Origin of the sequence: Streptococcus suis (assembly GCF_046032515.1) — a bacterium.
Classification (GTDB): Bacteria; Bacillota; Bacilli; order Lactobacillales; family Streptococcaceae; genus Streptococcus; species Streptococcus suis_AL.
Genome location: NZ_JARQPJ010000003.1, coordinates 52,328 through 69,305, shown reverse-complemented (window position 1 = coordinate 69,305; position 16,978 = coordinate 52,328). Strand labels below are relative to the sequence as shown.

The following is a 16,978-nucleotide window of genomic DNA, read 5'->3' as shown; positions in this document are numbered from 1 at the left end:
CGCTATTCCTTATCTACTACTTCAGTGGGGAGTTTGACAGGTTTGAATGGCTTTAAAGCTATTTGAGTCACAAGGTTATCTGAATTACAAAGAAGAGGCTGGGCAAAAAGCTCAACCTCGGTTGGAGAGAGCTTCTACGAAACCCCTAGCTACATATCGTTTTCTTACAGAAAACGACGAGCGTGGAAGGTACGAAATTGTTATAAGGTTATAAAGAAGAGCGACTGCCGTCGCTCCTCATCTCCTACTTCAGTGGGGAGTTTGACGGGCTTGAACAGCTTTAAAGCTGTTCAAGTTCGCGGCAAACTATCCCACTGAACCCTCCATCTCATAGGCAATCAGTCTGTTGAGTTCGACTGCGTATTCCATTGGGAGTTCTTTTGTGAATGGTTCGACAAAGCCCATGACAATCATCTCTGTAGCTTCGGATTCGGATAGGCCACGGCTCATGAGGTAGTAGAGCTGTTCTTCTGAGATTTTTGATACTTTGGCTTCATGTTCGAGGGCCACTTGTGAGTTGTGGATTTCATTAAATGGAATGGTGTCTGATTTGGAAATATCATCCATGATAATGGTGTCACACTCGATGTGGCTGATTGACTTGGCCGAGTTTTTAGCAAAGGTTACTTGACCACGGTAGTTAACTTCTCCACCACCACGGGCAATAGATTTGGACACGATAGATGATGAGGTGTGCGGGGCGTTGTGAATCATCTTGGCACCGGTATCTTGGACCTGACCCTTGTTGGCAAAGGCAATGGACAACATGGTTCCACGTGCCCCTTCACCTTCTAGGTAAACCGCAGGGTATTTCATGGTCGTCTTAGCACCAAGGTTGCCGTCAATCCACTCAACTGTGGCATTTTTCTCGGCACGGGCACGCTTGGTTACCAAGTTATAAACGTTGTCAGACCAGTTTTGAATGGTGGTATAACGCATATAGGCACCCTCGTGGGCAATGATTTCTACAATCGCTGCATGGAGACTTGCTGTTGAGTAGGTCGGAGCTGTACAGCCTTCTACGTAGTGAACGCTTGCTCCTTCATCTACGATGATGAGGGTGCGTTCAAACTGCCCTGTTCCTTCATTGTTGATACGGAAGTAGGTTTGAAGCGGAATATCCAGCTTGACACCTTTTGGTACGTAGATAAAGGTGCCCCCTGACCAAACCGCTGAGTTGAGGGCAGCCAGTTTGTTATCTGACGGCGGAACGAGTTTTCCAAAGTATTTTTTGAAAAGCTCTGGGTGTTCCTTGAGAGCCGTGTCGGTATCCGTAAAGATAATGCCATGCTTGTCGTACTCTTCCTTCATGTTGTGGTAGACCACTTCTGATTCGTACTGGGCAGAAGCTCCTGCCAGGTAAGCACGCTCAGCTTCTGGAATCCCGATGCGTTCAAAGGTTTCTTTGATTTTGTCTGGCACATCGTCCCAGCTACGTGCTGGCTTATCCGACGGTTTTTGATAGTAAACAATATCATCAAAATCCAGTTCAGACAAGTCGGCTCCCCAAGTCTGCATAGGCATTTTCTTAAAGGTTTCGTAGGATTTCAAACGGAATTCCAACATCCATTCAGGCTCGCCTTTGATACGGGACATCTCACGAATGACTTCTTCACTCAAGCCCTTACCAGTCGAAGCCACCAGTTCCACGTTCTCATCATGGAAACCGAATTTGTATTCCCCAAGGTCAATCGGGGTTGGTTCAATTCTTTCTTCTGACATAATATAAGATACTAAGCCCAAAAAGTATGAAAATAGCAGTTACGCTCTCTTAAATACTTGCTGGGCGAGTTCAATTTCATTTCCAATCAGAAACTGAACAATCCTTTCTGTATGATTTTCATTTTTTGTTTATTTATAGTCTTTTAGTTTACTTTTAGTACTAGCTCTAGCTGTCTGGGAGACAGTTAGAGGTTGGAAATGGAGCGAACTAAGTTCGCATCAAAAGCTGCAAGCAATTTCAATCGTCCAGTGGGCTGTTGAAGGTTGGAAATAAGGAAACAGAGTTTCCTCTTGCGTCGAAGTAATAAAAGAAAAACTAAATGACTATATTGATGCTCAGTCAGCACTCTCACTATGTTCGATTGCTTTCTTCAAGACACTAAACTTGGTTGGGACTTGCTATTTGAATTCATGTTTCGCAAAGCGAATGCTAAGTTCTATCAATGACACGAACTACGTTCGCTTCATTTCCAACCTCCAAAGGTTCCCCAAACCTTTGAAGCTAATTCGCTGATTTTGGTATTATCGACCAAAATCGCTCATGTCGCTGTCCCCCTTCATTCAGCACTTTCACTGCGTTCTAGTGCTTTCTTCAGGGCATTCCATGGAAGTGTAGCACACTTGATGCGTTGGGGGAATTTGGCAACACCTGCGAGGAGGGAGGCGTCTCCTAGTTCCTTCTGCCGTGCATCTTCCTGCCCTTGGACCATTTGTGAGAAGATTTCTGCTAGTTCTTGAATCTGACGGATTTCTTTTCCAAGGACAGCCTCGGTCATCATGGAAGCCGACGCGGTTGAAATGGTACACCCAACTCCGTCGAAGGCAATGTCGGCAATCCGACCATTTTCAATCTTGACTGACAGTTCAATCACATCGCCGCAGGTTGGGTTGTGGAGTTCTAACTTTTCCACTCCGTCCAAGCTCCCGCGGTGACGAGGCGACTTGGAGTGTTCAGACACAACTGCCATATAGAGAGAATCTAATCTAGATAGGGCCATTGAAAAACTCCTTTGTCTTGATAATTGCCTCGACCAACTTGTCGCAGTCAGACTTGGTATTGTAGATGTAAAAACTTGCTCGCACAGTGGCTGGTACCTGCAAGTACCTGAGAAGCGGTTGGGCACAATGGTGACCTGCCCGCACAGCAACACCTTCATAGTCCAGAGCAGTTGCCACGTCGTGTGGATGCAAGTCATCCAAGTTAAAGGCGATAACTCCCGTCCGCTTGGACAGGTCCTGACTGCCATAAATGGTCAAACCTGGAATAGCCTGCAATTTTGGAAAGACATAGTCAACCAGCTCTGCCTCGTGGGCCTGGATAGCGTCCATGCCAATTTCCGTCAGGTAATCAATCGCCGCTCCCAGACCAATGGCACCTGCAATATTAGGCGTTCCTGCTTCAAACTTCCAAGGCAATTCCTTCCAAGTGGCTGACTGCTCATAGACAAAGTCAATCATCTCACCACCGAATTCAACAGGCGACATGAGATTGAGCAATTCTTCCTTGCCGTAGAGAACGCCGATTCCTGTCGGTCCCAACATTTTATGACCTGAAAAGGCATAGAAGTCCACGTCTAATTCTTGCACGTTGACGGCCATGTGGGGAACGGACTGGGCTCCGTCCACCACCAAGTAGGCACCGACTTCATGCACCAGCTCTGCTATTTCCCCAATAGGAGCCACGCTGCCTAGGACATTGGATACGTGGGCCAGGGAGACGAACTTGGTCTTGGAAGACAGTAGCGACCGCAGGTGGTCCATGTCTAGCTCGCCGTCTTTTAGGGTCACATAGCGGAGCTTAGCACCTGTTTGCTGACAGGCTTGCTGCCAAGGGATGATATTGGAGTGGTGCTCTTGAACTGAGATTATCACTTCCTGGTCTGGCTGGAGAATTTCCTTTGCAAACTGAGCCACCCAGTTAAGACCGGTTGTCGTTCCTCTGGTAAAGAGAATTTCCTTACTAGACTTGGCCTGGATAAAATCTGCCACCTTCTGCCGAGCCGCCTCGTAGCGAGCCGTTGCCCGTTCCGAAAGGGTGTGAACGCCACGGTGAACATTGGCATTATCCTTCTGGTAATAATCCGCCAGCACATCTAGTACCTGCTGCGGTTTTTGAGTAGTCGCCGCATTGTCCAAATAGACCAGCGGCTCATCGTTAACAACTTGGTCTAGGATTGAAAAATCCTTGCGAATGCGTTCCAAATCCATATCTTATCTCTTTGTTAGTTTTTCTTCAATCACGGCAATCAGTTGGTCACGAACTTCCCTGACAGGAATTTCGGTAATGACTGCGCCAAGGAAACCGCGAACAACCAAGCGTTCAGCAGTTGCTCGGTCCAGACCACGACTCATGAGGTAGTACATGTCTTCTGGATCCACTTGACCGATTGAGGCTGCGTGTCCAGCTGTGACCTCATTCTCATCAATGAGGAGAATTGGGTTGGCATCGGAGCGAGCCTTGTCAGACAGCATGAGGACACGACTTTCCTGCTGGGCATCCGCGCCTTTGGCACCACGAACAATGTGTCCGATACCATTAAAAGTCAAGGTTCCACTTTCTAAGATAACCCCATGTTGCAGGATGTGACCAACCGAATTATGACCATAGTTGGTCACGCGCGTATCCACACCTTGGACCTGACGACCAGATGAAAGGCCGACAACTTTGAGGTTGGCATGACTGCCGTTTCCTTTTAATTCGCTGTCCAAATCGGCAACCACATTTCCTTCGTTGAGCAGACCAATCGCCCAGTCAATCGTTGCATCGTTTCCGAGATAGCCACGACGATTGAGGTAAGTATCCAAATGCTTACCAAGTCGGTCAATAGCCGCAAACTTGATTTGGCTACCAGCAAGAGCAATGACTTCCACGACAATATTGGCTGAAGTTGCAACTGCTCCGTTACCTAGACTTTCAAAACGTTCTAGGTAGTTTAGTTTGGTATTTTTTCCAGCGATGATGAGGACACGTTTGTTAAAGGCAACTGGACTAGTGCTGTCTTGGTAGAAAAGGGCCTCAACTGGCTGGTCGATTTCAACATTATCTGGTACGTAGAGGACCGCTGTTGCGTTAAAATAAGCTGTGTTGTAAGCCGCTAATTTGTGCTCGTCGTAGGCTACAGCAGCGCCGATGTATTTTTCAAGCACATCTGGAATGATGTCCATGGCTGAGGCAAAGTCTGTAAAGACTACACCTTTCTCCACAAGGTCAACCGGCAACTGTTCTAGAACAGTTTGGCTGCCAACTTGGACCAACATAGGATTGTCACCGATAGCTGTAAAATCTGGTACTGCTCCGATTTCATCATTTGTGGCTAGGCTTCCGTCACCAAGGTTCCAGCGGTGAAACTTGACCCGCTCAATAACTGGCAAGTCCAGCTCTGCTATTTTGTCAAAAGCCTTAAGGCGCAGGTCTGTCAACCAAGTTGGTTCTGCCTGCAAGGCTGAAAATTCTTGAATCTTTTCTTTGGTCATGGCTTCCTCCAAAGACTTAAATGTCATCTTCTTTGTAGTCGATGCCAAGCTCAGCTGCAACTTGGACATAACCTTCTTTTTCCAAGCGTTGCGCCAATTCTGGTCCGCCTGAAAGCACGACACGGCCTTCCATCATGACATGGACAACGTCTGGCGTGATGTAGTTGAGCAAGCGTTGGTAGTGGGTGATAATCATGGCACCGAAGCCTTCACCACGCATAGCATTGATTCCTTTTGACACGACTTTAAGTGCATCAATATCCAAACCTGAGTCAATCTCATCAAGAAGGGCAAAAGTTGGTTCCAACATGAGTAATTGCAGAATTTCATTGCGTTTTTTCTCACCACCTGAGAAACCTTCGTTGAGGTAACGCTCTGCCATTTCCTCTTTCATGTTGAGGAGTTCCATTTTTTCATCCAATTTAGTGATGAAATCGCGGACTGAGATTTTGTCTTCATCTTCCTTACCAGCGTTCATTGCGGCACGAAGGAACTCTGCGTTGGTAATGCCTGGAATTTCTGACGGGTATTGCATAGCCAAGAAGAGTCCCATGCGGGCACGTTCATCGACTTCTAATTCTAAAACATTGACACCGTCAAACAGAATCTCACCTTGGGTCACTTCATAACTTGGATTGCCCATGATGGCTGCTGAAAGGGTGGATTTCCCTGTTCCGTTCGGTCCCATGATAGCTGCAATTTCACCTGTTTTAAGGGTCAAATTCACACCCTTCAAGATTTCTTTGCCTTCAATTTCCACATGAAGGTCTTTGATTTCTAATACTGACATGCTGTGCTCCTTTTCATTTTTTCCTCTTCAAAAACCACATTAACTGACCAAGCTAACTAGATACACCGACAAGACTCAACTTTGGCAGTGGGAAAGAACCCGACCATTCATAGAAGAGTTCGTCAACAAGTCTTTATTTCTAGTTGTTGAGCTGTTAACCACTACTGCGCTGAGATATTGACGCCAACTTTGAGAAGCGGTGCTGGGCTTGAGCCCAGCCTCTTTTCTTGTTAATGATGATTTTCAGAGAGTGTTAATCTATAAAATAGTCTTTTCTGACGATTTTATACTCTTCGAAAATCAAAATTATCCGTTGTCAACTTACCTTGATGAGTGAAAAGCTCCAGTGGAGGTTTTCAGCCTGTTACCTTGAAATAAGATAGTAACAGAGTTCTATCTTCGGCTTCGTTTCCTAGGCTACTTTTGATTTTCATTGAGTATTAATTAACCATATCCACTATATTATATCAAAAAAAGAGCCTGACGGCTCTTATCTTGTTTAGAAAGATTCTTATTTTCTTTTTTTCTCTTCGTAGCACTTTTTATACTTTGCGATTTTTTCTTGACGGTAACTACTATTACCAATAAACCGAAGAAGATTGAGCAATGGAGTTCTATTGATACCAAAGATGCCAATCAATTCACAGAGAATCTCAATCCCCAGTCCCATGGTCACCAATAGGAGAATCCCCCCTATTCGACTCGAAACATTGAGCAAAAGAGAGGTCAGGGAGAATAAGAAAGAGATGGCGTAAATCACCAATACAGTGCCACGATGAGTAAGTCCCAGAGAGAGCAATCTATGATGCAGATGCATCTTATCTGCTTCATAGATTTTTTGCCCAGACAATTTTCGACGAATGATGGCTACTACAGTATCCGTAATAGGCACTCCAAGAATAATCATCGGAGTAACCACTGCAACAGCTGTCGAATTTTTCAGTCCTTGAAGGGACAAGACTCCAATCATAAACCCAATGAAAAGGGCTCCTGTATCGCCAAGATAAATGATGGCGGGATTATAGTTATAGGGTAAAAATCCTACAATCGCCGCAACCAAAACAAAGATGGTTAAGGTCAAAAAAATATTGCTATCATGCAAAAAGAAATAAGACACAATTCCCATCGTTGTCAAGGAAATAATCGATACTCCCGAAACCAGACCATCCAGACCATCAATCAAGTTGACTGCATTCGTAATGGAAACAATCCAAAGGACCGTTAATAGAAAAGATAGCCAGACAGGAAATTGAAGGAAAGGTCCTCCAAAAGGAATCTTAAAGCTATCAAAACGAAATTCCGTAAAAATCCAAATGATCGTCGCTGCAGCTAGAATACCAAACATTTTAGGAGCAGGCTTTAGCTCCTTGACATCATCAATGAATCCCGTAAGAACGATAATGCTGGATGCTAGGACCAGGGGCCAGATATAATGCAAGTAAGTGCCATGGTAATTGACACGGGTAACAATTCCTGGTAAAAACCATAGGACAGAAATGGTAAATGCCACAAAGATGGCCAGACCTCCCGCTGAAGGCATGGGTACCTTATTTATCCGCCGTGCATTGGGATTATCGACTGCTCCAACCCTCAGGGACATAAAACGAACCAAGGGGGTCGCAATGGCTGATATGACCATGGTTGTAATAATGACCATTATGTATTTTAGAGCAAAAGGAATCATACTGTCGGAACCTTCCTAAGCTCCTCGATTGCCGCAAGCGGAAGCATCAAAGTTCCGTGTTCTTGTAAAGCAGGTCTGGTCAACTTCGTATCATTGGTAAATTCCAACATTCGTGAGAGAATGTAGCCTGGATACTGCTTGGAACGATTTTCTACATTGATAAGAACGGTCAAGTAGTAGTGACCATCCATTTTATATAATTCCGATTCTTCTACTGGATAATCAACCGTACCAACAAAAGTAAACAGATCCTCTATCGTTGGAAATTCCAAAATATAGTAAATATAGCGCTCCTGCTCCTCTTCACCTGCTTCTTCCTCTTGCTCTACCTCTTCCAAATGACGAACGGCTGTTGCATCCGGTGCACTTTTCTCACGAACGGTTTGCTCCAAACTCTTGAAAAACTCATCTGGAGTCATACTTGCGACATCACCAAGTTCCGACAAATCTGTAAATTCATCGAAATTCAAGCTCTGATCCAAATCAGACTTGGTAACAAAGATGTCCACCCGATCTGGCTTCGGAGTCACACGAAAACTCAGCATACCGCTTTCTCGGAAAGTCATTGGTAAATCCAATTCATCCAAAACTGTATAGAAGAACTCCTCTGTCTTTTCTTGCGGAATGAGAAAGTCCGAAAGTTCCATTCCTCTCTCTTCCAAATCATCTAATTTTATAGTGATTTTCAAGGTTGAATCACTAATTTGCTTTACTTTCATAACTACCTCATTCATTGATTCATCAATTTCTTAAAATTGATTGATCATTTTCAATACTCATACATATCTTCCACCATTATACTAAAACCAAGCTCGAAAGACAAAAGAAAAGCAGGTCTCCCTGCTCTTAAAATAAAAATGTGATAAAGGCATAAACCAATAAAATCGCCCCTAAAATGATGCGGTAGTAACCAAAAACCGTGAAATCATGTTTTTTAACAAAGTCTGTCAAGAAACGAATAACAACTAAGGATACCAAGTAAGCCGTCACACTAGCGACTAACAAGAGCCATACCTGCTCCATATTCAGGCTATTGCCATCTAAGAAATATTTAACAGCCTTCAAGCCACTATAACCAAACATGGTTGGAATCCCAAGGAAGAAGGTAAAATCTGCCGCCACAGATCGGCTGGTCCCTAAAATGATTGCTCCCAGAATGGTCGCACCTGAGCGACTAGTCCCCGGAACGATGCTTAAGACCTGGAAACACCCAATCAACAAGGCAGTTTTATAAGACATTTTCGCTAAGTCCGTCACCTGTGGCTCTACACCTCTGTTACGGTTCTCAATCCAAATAAAGGCAATACCGTAGACAATCAAAGCAATCGCAATCGGTACCATAAAATTGAAGTGCGCTTCAAACCAATTATCCAACGGGACTGCAATTAGGATGGACGGAATACAGGCAATGACAACCTTGGCCCATAATTGCCAAGTCAACTGAATATCACGCTTGGTTTTTCCAGGCTGAAATGGATTCAATTTTTTAAAGTAAATGGTCATAACTGCTAGAATTGCTCCTAGCTGAATGACAATATTAAACATTTCTAAGAAGTTCTTACTTTGATTTAATTTCACGAACTCTTGAACCAAAATTAAATGCCCAGTTGAAGAAACTGGCAACCATTCCGTTACCCCTTCAATGATTCCTAAAAAAATGGCTTTCAACAATTCCAATAGCATAAAAAGCTCCTTTTCATCAATTCTCTACATTATATCATAAAAAAACCCCAAATTTCAAGTTGAAGTTAGCCACCCAAAAGAAATTCACTTGGCGACTTGTAGTCCAAGCATTTTTTAGGGTAGTTGTTAATCCAATTTTCGATAAAAGCGACTTCTTTCGGAGTCGTTTTCTTGGTTCCTTTAGGTAACCATCTCCGAATTAATCGATTATGATTTTCATTTGAACCTCTCTCCCATGAAGAGTAAGCATGTGCGTAGTAGATATGTTCCTCAGGAAATACCTCAGACAATCGTTTGAATTCCGAACCATTATCTGCAGTAATGGACAGAATACGATGCTCCCCTAATAGTAACGTAAGCGCCTGATTGACAGATTCAGCAGTTTTATTTGGAATTAACCTTATAATTTGGTGTCTGCTCCGCCGGTCGGTTAAGACTAACAGGCAATAATTTTTCATCTTAGTCAGTAGGACGGTATCAATCTCATAATGACCGTTTTCCAAGCGCAGATTAATAACGTCAGGACGTTCTTCGATTGATTTACCAGCCGGCTTAAAGTTCGGACTGGCTTGCTTCTTGACACCTTTTCTTTTTCTGGGATAAAGCATGTCGGCCTTCGTCAATCCTAAATGACCATTATGAAACCAGTAGTAAATAGTTGAAATCCCTACTTTCACTTGCTTCTTCATAACCATCATTTCAGGTGAAAATTTTTGCTTATGATAGTGTAAAATCTTCTCTTTCATTTCTTTCGTTAGGATTATCTTTTTAACCGACCGTTTTCGATTGGATTGGTAAACAGTTTGTGCGTAATCGGCAGAATAGACCTTTTTGTATAGCCCTTTTCTCACTTGTTGTAAAGTTGTACCTCTTTTGACTTCATTATGAATCGTTTGAGGCGCCTTTCCTAACAAGCCTGCAATTTCACGATTGGACTTATTTTCATTCTTCCACCGCTCAATCAAGCGACGGTTATCTATTGTCAAATGTTTCCCTTTTGGGGTATAATGTTCTTGCATCTCTGTGCCTTTCCTTGTGTTTGTGGTGAACAACAAGTATAGCACAGAGGTGTTTTCTTATACCTTAAATCACATTTCATTTGACAACAGGAACCCTTGAAGCTGTTTTTTCAGCTAAACCAAGGCTATAATTAGCCTTGGGCAACTAGCCTAACAGCTTCAAGCCTGTTATCAAATGAAATCATCAACTTACTCACATATAGTGAAGCATCTAATTCTTGACTAAGGTAAGGTGGCTAACTTCATTATAGAACTTTCAATCATAAAAAAACTCCCTATTCATAGTACAAGGATATTGAAATTTGTCAGAATTTTTAATAAAATGGTGTAATAGCATTTTAAAGGAGACATTATGAAACGTAAACTCAGTATATTTCTGCTGACCCTAATCGCTGTTTTTTCTGTAACAACAGGGATTCGGGCAGACGAATACCTGCGGGTCGGTATGGAAGCCGCCTACGCACCATTTAACTGGACCCAAGAAGATGATAGCAACGGTGCCGTTCCTATTGAGGGAACCAATCAATTTGCCAACGGATATGATGTTCAGGTCGCAAAAAAAATCGCTGCATCCATGGACAAAGAACTCTTGGTTGTTAAAACCAAGTGGGAAGGCTTGGTCCCTGCTCTTACATCTGGTAAAATCGATATGATTATCGCCGGTATGAGCCCTACAGAAGAGCGCAAGAAAGAAATCGCCTTCTCAGATAGCTACTACACCTCAATTCCTACCCTGGTTGTTCGTTCTGATAGTCAGTACACAAATGCAACCAGCTTGGAAGATTTTGCTGGCGCAAAAATCACTGCCCAGCAAGGGGTTTACCTCTATGATTTGATTGACCAAATTGAAGGGGCTAACAAACAGACTGCCATGGGAGATTTCTCCCAAATCCGTCAAGCTTTAGAATCTGGCATTATAGACGCCTATGTTTCTGAACGTCCAGAAGGTCGTACAGCAGAAGCTGCAAATAAAGCTTTCAAAATGGTTGAATTGGCAGACAGTTTTGAAACCAATGCCGAAGACGTGACCATTGCTGTCGGTATGCGCAAAGATGACGAGCGTATCACTCAGGTCAACGAAGTCTTAGCAACTATTTCAGAAGAAGAGCAAATCGCACTTATGGATGATATGATTGAAAACCAGCCCGTTGAAGAAGCCAGCGAGGGCGAAACACCTAGTTTCTTCGCCCAAGTTTGGAATATTGTTGTTAACAACTGGCAACAACTTCTGCGTGGAACTGGGATGACATTACTCATTTCCATCCTCGGTACAATTATCGGTACTGCTATCGGCCTCCTCATCGGTGTCTTCCGTACAGCTCCAAAAGCAGCAAACAAGGCACTTGCTATTGGTCAAAAAGTGCTCGGTTGGATTATCAATATCTACATCGAAATTTTCCGTGGTACACCGATGATTGTACAATCCATGGTTATTTACTATGGTACCGCCCAAGCATTCGGACTCAATCTTGACCGCACACTTGCCGCTATCTTCATTGTATCCATCAACACAGGTGCCTACATGAGTGAGATTGTCCGCGGTGGTATCTTTGCCGTCGATAAGGGCCAATTTGAAGCTGCTACTGCTCTCGGATTTACCCACAATCAGACCATGCGTAAGATTGTCCTTCCACAGGTTATTCGTAACATCTTACCAGCGACTGGTAATGAATTTGTCATCAATATCAAAGATACTTCTGTATTGAACGTTATCTCAGTTGTTGAACTCTATTTCTCAGGAAATACTGTCGCAACCCAAACCTATCAATATTTCCAAACCTTTACGGTTATTGCTATTATCTACTTCATCCTAACCTTTACTGTGACACGTATCTTACGCGCAGTTGAAAAGCATTTTGATACAGATACATACACAACAGGTGCAAACCAAATGCAAGTCGAGGTGCCACATGACTAAAAATGTAATTCTTGAAATCAATAATCTAAAGAAATCATACGGACAAAATCAAGTCCTCAAAGACATCTCTATTAGCGTTGAAAAGGGCGAGGTTATCTCAATCATCGGTTCATCTGGTTCGGGAAAATCAACCTTCCTCCGATCTATCAACCTTTTGGAAACACCAACAGAAGGACAGATTCTATACCACGGACAAGATGTTTTGGCTAAAGGATATGATTTGACGACTTACCGTGAAAAACTAGGTATGGTATTCCAATCCTTCAACCTTTTCAACAATCTAAATGTATTGGAAAATGCCATTGTAGCACAAACTACGGTACTGAAACGAGATCGAGCTGAGGCAGAGAAAATCGCCAAGGAAAATCTCAACAAGGTTGGCATGACCGAACAGTACTGGCAAGCCAAACCAAGTCAACTCTCTGGTGGACAGAAACAACGTGTGGCCATTGCACGCGCCCTATCTGTTGACCCAGAAGTTATCCTCTTTGATGAGCCGACTTCTGCTCTCGATCCAGAGATGGTTGGGGAAGTTCTCAAAACCATGCAAGATTTGGCAAAATCAGGATTGACGATGCTTATCGTAACTCACGAAATGGAATTTGCCCGTGACGTATCTGACCGCGTTATCTTTATGGATAAGGGTGTCATCGCCGAAGAAGGCAGCCCTCAACAAATCTTTGAAAATCCACAGGAAGAACGCACACGTGAATTCCTTCAGCGTTTTCTTGGATAAACTCAATCTGTTCCATAGAAGACTATTACTTACCAGTTTCAAAGCTGGTAAGTTTTTTAGACTAAAAAAAGAGGAATTCGCAGAATTCCCCTCCTTTTTGGACATCTCTAAATGAAACCATTTAGATTAGTTTTCAAATTTCTTGTGGTTTTTGTCGTAAAAATCAATCAAACCCAAGGCAGTTGCAAATGAAATATTGTCAATCTTAGCGCGACCTTGTGCAAGAGCGATAACTGACATTTCACGAGCATTTGTTTCCTTACTGATACGGTAACCTGTGATTTTCTTTTCACGAACCCAGCCAACAACTGCGGCTACTTTTTCGTAACTTGTCATGAGAAACCCCTTTCCTTTTTATTCGTGCAATTAAGTATAATACAGTTAAACCTATTTTGTCAAGTAAATTGTTCGGTTTTTACCATCATTTTGCCCTAAGTGATGATAGTATTTGCGTCCTTATGTCTTCGACCCCCTCCGGATTCCCTGGAAGGAAGATAGTTTGATTACCTCCTTGTGCAAAATTATTGAGAGTATCCAAGTATTGGTTGGTCAGCAAGATAGACATAATCTGCTCTTCAGATAGGCTAACATTTGATTCTTTCAGTTCACGAATCGAATCTGCCAGTCCGTCTACAATCGCCTTACGTTGTTGTGCAATACCTACACCATGCAAGCGATCCTTTTCAGCTTCCGCTTCTGCTGCTGTGACAATTTTAATCTTGTCAGCTTCTGCCAATTCCTGGGCCGCAACCCGTTTCCGCTGAGCTGCGTTAATTTCATTCATAGATTGTTTAACCTCGGCGTCTGGCTCTACCTTGGTAATTAAGGTTTTGACAATAACATAACCGTAGGTTGACATTTCTTCTGCTACTTGTTTTTGTACCTCAAGTGCAATCTCATCCTTTTTCTCGAAGAGCTCATCCAGGGTCAATTTAGGCACAGATGAACGCAGGGCATCTTCAATATAGGACTTAATCTGTGCTTCTGGGTGCATGAGTTTGTAATAGGCATCCGTCACATTATTTTCATTTACTCGATATTGAGTTGCCACATTCATTGTGACAAAAACGTTATCCTGCGTCTTGGTTTCTACCACAATTTCACTTTGCAACATCCGCAATTGAATGCGGGCTGCGATGACATCGACTCCAAATGGTATTTTAAAGTTTATACCTGAAGTAGATGTTTTTTGGTATTTCCCAAAGCGCTCAATAATAGCGACCGTCTGCTGCTTAACAACGTATAGCCCTGAAGCAATCAAAATCAAAGCAATCAGTACAAAAAACAAGAAACTACCAATAAAAACAATTGGACCAAGCACCATAATGACCTCCTAAACTAGCATTTTATAAAGCGAATCATTTTCATGAAGATTGATGTACTGGGGATCAAATTCTTCCAAGCGAGAAATAAACTGCGCATAATCTTTTTTATCTCCTAGGGCAATACCGATTAGAACCGGTCCTGTTCCCTTATTGGCACGTTTGATATATTCAAAACGAGTAATATCATCATTTGGCCCTAGAATTTCATTTACAAATTCACGAAGAGCCCCTGGACGTTGTGGAAAATTAACAACAAAGTAGTGTTTAATTCCCTCGTAGATAAGCGCACGTTCCTCCATTTCCGGCATCCTGTTGATGTCGTTATTACCACCAGAAATGATACAACAAATGGTTTGCCCCTTGATTTGGTCCTTGACTACCTCAAGAGCTGCAATCGTTGCTGCTCCTGCTGGCTCAGCAACAATACCCAGCTTAGAATAGAGGTCTAAAATAGTCCCGGAAATCCATCCTTCATCCACACCAATCAGCCGATCTACGTATTTCCGAGCCACTTCGTAGGTCGACTTACCGACTTTCTGTACCGCAATACCGTCAGCAAATTTATCAATTTGGTCTAATTTAACCGGACGACCTTTATCAAAAGCCGCTTTCATTGACCGTGCCCCACTTGCTTCAACACCAACAATCTTAATTTCAGGTGCATGTTCTTTCAGATAGGCCGAAACGCCTGCAACCAGACCACCTCCTCCTATGGGAACTAAAATCTGGTCAAAACTAATGGTTTGCTCTTCCGTTTCTTCCAAGATTTCATAAGCTACTGTTCCCTGACCAGCCTGCACATTTTCATCATCGAATGGGTCTATAAAGGTTTTCCCACTTTCCAGAGTATAATCTTGTGCCGCCTTAGCTGACTCATCGAAGGTATCTCCTACGAGCCGAATCTCTACGTAGTCTCCTCCGAAAAATTTAACCTGCCCTATTTTTTGTTGCGGAGTTGTAATGGGCATGAAAATCGTAGCAGGAATTTGCATTTCCTGACAGGTGTAGGCCACACCTTGAGCATGGTTTCCGGCCGAAGCACAGACCACTCCGCGTGACTTCTCATCATCTGTCAATTGTGAAATAGCATAATAGGCTCCTCGAATTTTAAAAGAGCGAACACGCTGTTCATTTTCTCTTTTTAAATAAATAGTTGCACCATATTTTTCCGACAAGTATCGACTATAATCCAAGGGGGTACGTACTACCACGCGCTTAAGAACGGAGTATGCTTGTTCTACATTTTTTGCTGTAATCATAGTTCCATTAATTTCTTTCTATATTTATTGTACCAATATTCCCTGAAAAATCCTAGCAATTAGACTTATATTCAAGCTACTAGCATGTTGTTCAACAGAAAACGAATGTTTATTTTTGTAAAGGTCTATTTATGAACAAAATGGGCAAAAGAGCTGGGAAAACCAGCTCTTTTATTCATTTTCGGAGATAGGGGAAAAAGGGAATGACATCCCCTCATCTGCCAACTCAAACCTTAAATGTATTGCCATCACTCAAAGTAAAGCTGACTATCATCCTATCTACCATGATAGTGTTTAATTATAGATTTTGAATGCGTCGTCATCATTGCGTCCGACAAATGGCATTGCTTTGCGGAGTTCTGCACCAACTTTTTCAATTTCAAGATTTTCTGCTTCTTTACGGTATGCTTCCATACGTGGGCGACCTGCTTTATAGTCATTTACAAAGTCATTTGCAAATTTACCAGATTGAATATCCGCAAGAACTGCTTTCATATTTTCTTTGACTTGATCAGTAATCACACGTGGACCTGATACATAGTCACCAAACTCAGCAGTGTTTGAAATAGATTGGCGCATTTTCTTAAAGCCACCTTCGTAGACAAGGTCAACGATAAGTTTCATCTCGTGGAGAACTTCGAAATAAGCCAATTCTGGTGCATAACCTGCTTCTGTCAAGACTTCAAAACCTGCCTGCATAAGGGCTGTCAAACCACCGCAGAGAACAGCTTGCTCACCAAACAAGTCTTCTTCCGTTTCTTCCTTGAAAGTTGTTTCCAAAAGACCAACACGGGCTGAACCAACACCTTTTGCCCAGTCCATTGCAATATGTTTTGCATTGCCAGTTGCATCTTGGTAAACAGCATAGAGGGCTGGTACTCCAAAACCTTCTTCAAAGGTACGGCGGACCAAGTGACCTGGACCTTTTGGTGCACACATGAAGACATCCACATCTGCTGGTACCTTGATAAATTCAAAGTGAACGTTGAAACCATGGGCAAAACCAAGGGCATTCCCTGCTTCCAAGTTTGGAGCGATTTCTTCATTGTAAAGGTCTGCTTGGATTTCGTCTGGAGCCAAGATCATGATAACATCGGCTTGTTTTGCTGCTTCTGCCACTTCAAAAGTTTCAAAACCGTCTTCTTTTGCCTTGTCAAATGACTTGCCGGCACGCACACCGATGATAACATCATGGCCTGTATCACGCAAGTTTTGCGCATGGGCGTGCCCCTGTGAACCATAACCGATAACGGCGATACGTTTACCGTCAAGCGCTGCTACTGTTACATCTTTTTCATATTGCATTGTTACTGTCATAAGATTCTCTTTTCTATTTTTTTATTTATAAGGTTGGATGCTCAAAGAAAA

At 42.9% G+C, this 16,978-nt stretch carries 15 protein-coding genes; 2 read left to right on the top strand and 13 right to left on the bottom strand.

The genetic code is table 11. The annotated features are described in order from the left end of the window. Positions 1-306: 306 nt before the first annotated feature. The 9 genes from sufB to P7J49_RS02390 all read right to left on the bottom strand — a co-directional run bounded on the left by sufB (position 307) and on the right by P7J49_RS02390 (position 10,372). The gene (gene sufB / locus P7J49_RS02430; RefSeq protein WP_029171028.1) at positions 307-1,722 is read right to left on the bottom strand and encodes a Fe-S cluster assembly protein SufB; all 1,416 of its coding nucleotides are present in this window, start codon (positions 1,720-1,722) and stop codon (positions 307-309) included. A gap of 557 nt (positions 1,723-2,279) precedes the next feature. Beyond that, positions 2,280-2,720, bottom strand: coding sequence for a Fe-S cluster assembly sulfur transfer protein SufU (gene sufU, locus P7J49_RS02425; protein WP_029187381.1), 441 nt, complete (start codon positions 2,718-2,720; stop codon positions 2,280-2,282). Next, positions 2,707-3,930 (bottom strand): cysteine desulfurase, encoded by a 1,224-nt coding sequence (locus P7J49_RS02420; RefSeq protein ID WP_408569190.1) that lies wholly within the window; start codon positions 3,928-3,930, stop codon positions 2,707-2,709. Before P7J49_RS02420 ends, sufU begins: the two co-directional genes overlap by 14 nt. Positions 3,931-3,933: 3 nt before the next feature. Beyond that, entirely contained in the window at positions 3,934-5,196 is a 1,263-nt protein-coding gene (sufD, locus tag P7J49_RS02415) for a Fe-S cluster assembly protein SufD (RefSeq protein ID WP_408569240.1), read from the bottom strand. Positions 5,197-5,212: 16 nt separating this feature from the next. Then, the gene (sufC, locus tag P7J49_RS02410; RefSeq protein ID WP_408569188.1) at positions 5,213-5,986 is read right to left on the bottom strand and encodes a Fe-S cluster assembly ATPase SufC; all 774 of its coding nucleotides are present in this window, start codon (positions 5,984-5,986) and stop codon (positions 5,213-5,215) included. A 511-nt stretch (positions 5,987-6,497) separates the two neighbouring features. Next, positions 6,498-7,670 carry a glycosyltransferase family 4 protein gene (locus P7J49_RS02405; protein ID WP_024414291.1) on the bottom strand — a complete coding sequence of 391 codons (1,173 nt, stop codon included), beginning with the start codon at positions 7,668-7,670 and terminating at the stop codon, positions 6,498-6,500. Continuing rightward, positions 7,667-8,389, bottom strand: coding sequence for an adaptor protein MecA (gene mecA / locus P7J49_RS02400; RefSeq protein ID WP_044759840.1), 723 nt, complete (start codon positions 8,387-8,389; stop codon positions 7,667-7,669). The genes P7J49_RS02405 and mecA overlap by 4 nt, the downstream gene beginning before the upstream one ends. Before the next feature lie 127 nt (positions 8,390-8,516). Further along, complete coding sequence (locus tag P7J49_RS02395) at positions 8,517-9,353, bottom strand: undecaprenyl-diphosphate phosphatase (protein WP_014638628.1); 837 nt, start codon at positions 9,351-9,353, stop codon at positions 8,517-8,519. A gap of 65 nt (positions 9,354-9,418) precedes the next feature. Next, a complete protein-coding gene (locus P7J49_RS02390) occupies positions 9,419-10,372 on the bottom strand; it encodes an IS30-like element ISSpn8 family transposase (RefSeq protein WP_408569186.1) in 954 nt (317 codons plus the stop codon). Between the two features lie 352 nt (positions 10,373-10,724). On the opposite strand from P7J49_RS02390, the gene P7J49_RS02385 reads away from it, so the two are divergent. Both P7J49_RS02385 and P7J49_RS02380 read left to right on the top strand, forming a co-directional pair. Continuing rightward, a complete protein-coding gene (locus P7J49_RS02385; protein WP_408569184.1) occupies positions 10,725-12,290 on the top strand; it encodes an ABC transporter substrate-binding protein/permease in 1,566 nt (521 codons plus the stop codon). Continuing rightward, on the top strand, positions 12,283-13,026 hold the full coding sequence (locus P7J49_RS02380; protein WP_024389055.1) for an amino acid ABC transporter ATP-binding protein: 744 nt from the start codon (positions 12,283-12,285) through the stop codon (positions 13,024-13,026). Before P7J49_RS02385 ends, P7J49_RS02380 begins: the two co-directional genes overlap by 8 nt. Positions 13,027-13,152: 126 nt before the next feature. On the opposite strand, the gene P7J49_RS02375 is transcribed toward P7J49_RS02380, so the two are convergent. The 4 genes from P7J49_RS02375 to ilvC form a co-directional block, all read right to left on the bottom strand. Continuing rightward, positions 13,153-13,362, bottom strand: coding sequence for a hypothetical protein (locus P7J49_RS02375; RefSeq protein ID WP_009910800.1), 210 nt, complete (start codon positions 13,360-13,362; stop codon positions 13,153-13,155). Positions 13,363-13,447: 85 nt separating this feature from the next. Then, entirely contained in the window at positions 13,448-14,350 is a 903-nt protein-coding gene (locus tag P7J49_RS02370) for an SPFH domain-containing protein (protein ID WP_002942264.1), read from the bottom strand. A gap of 9 nt (positions 14,351-14,359) precedes the next feature. Further along, positions 14,360-15,610, bottom strand: a complete 1,251-nt coding sequence (gene ilvA / locus P7J49_RS02365; RefSeq protein ID WP_408569182.1) for a threonine ammonia-lyase IlvA — start codon at positions 15,608-15,610, stop codon at positions 14,360-14,362. Between the two features lie 294 nt (positions 15,611-15,904). Further along, positions 15,905-16,927, bottom strand: coding sequence for a ketol-acid reductoisomerase (gene ilvC / locus P7J49_RS02360; RefSeq protein ID WP_009910803.1), 1,023 nt, complete (start codon positions 16,925-16,927; stop codon positions 15,905-15,907). Positions 16,928-16,978: the final 51 nt, after the last annotated feature.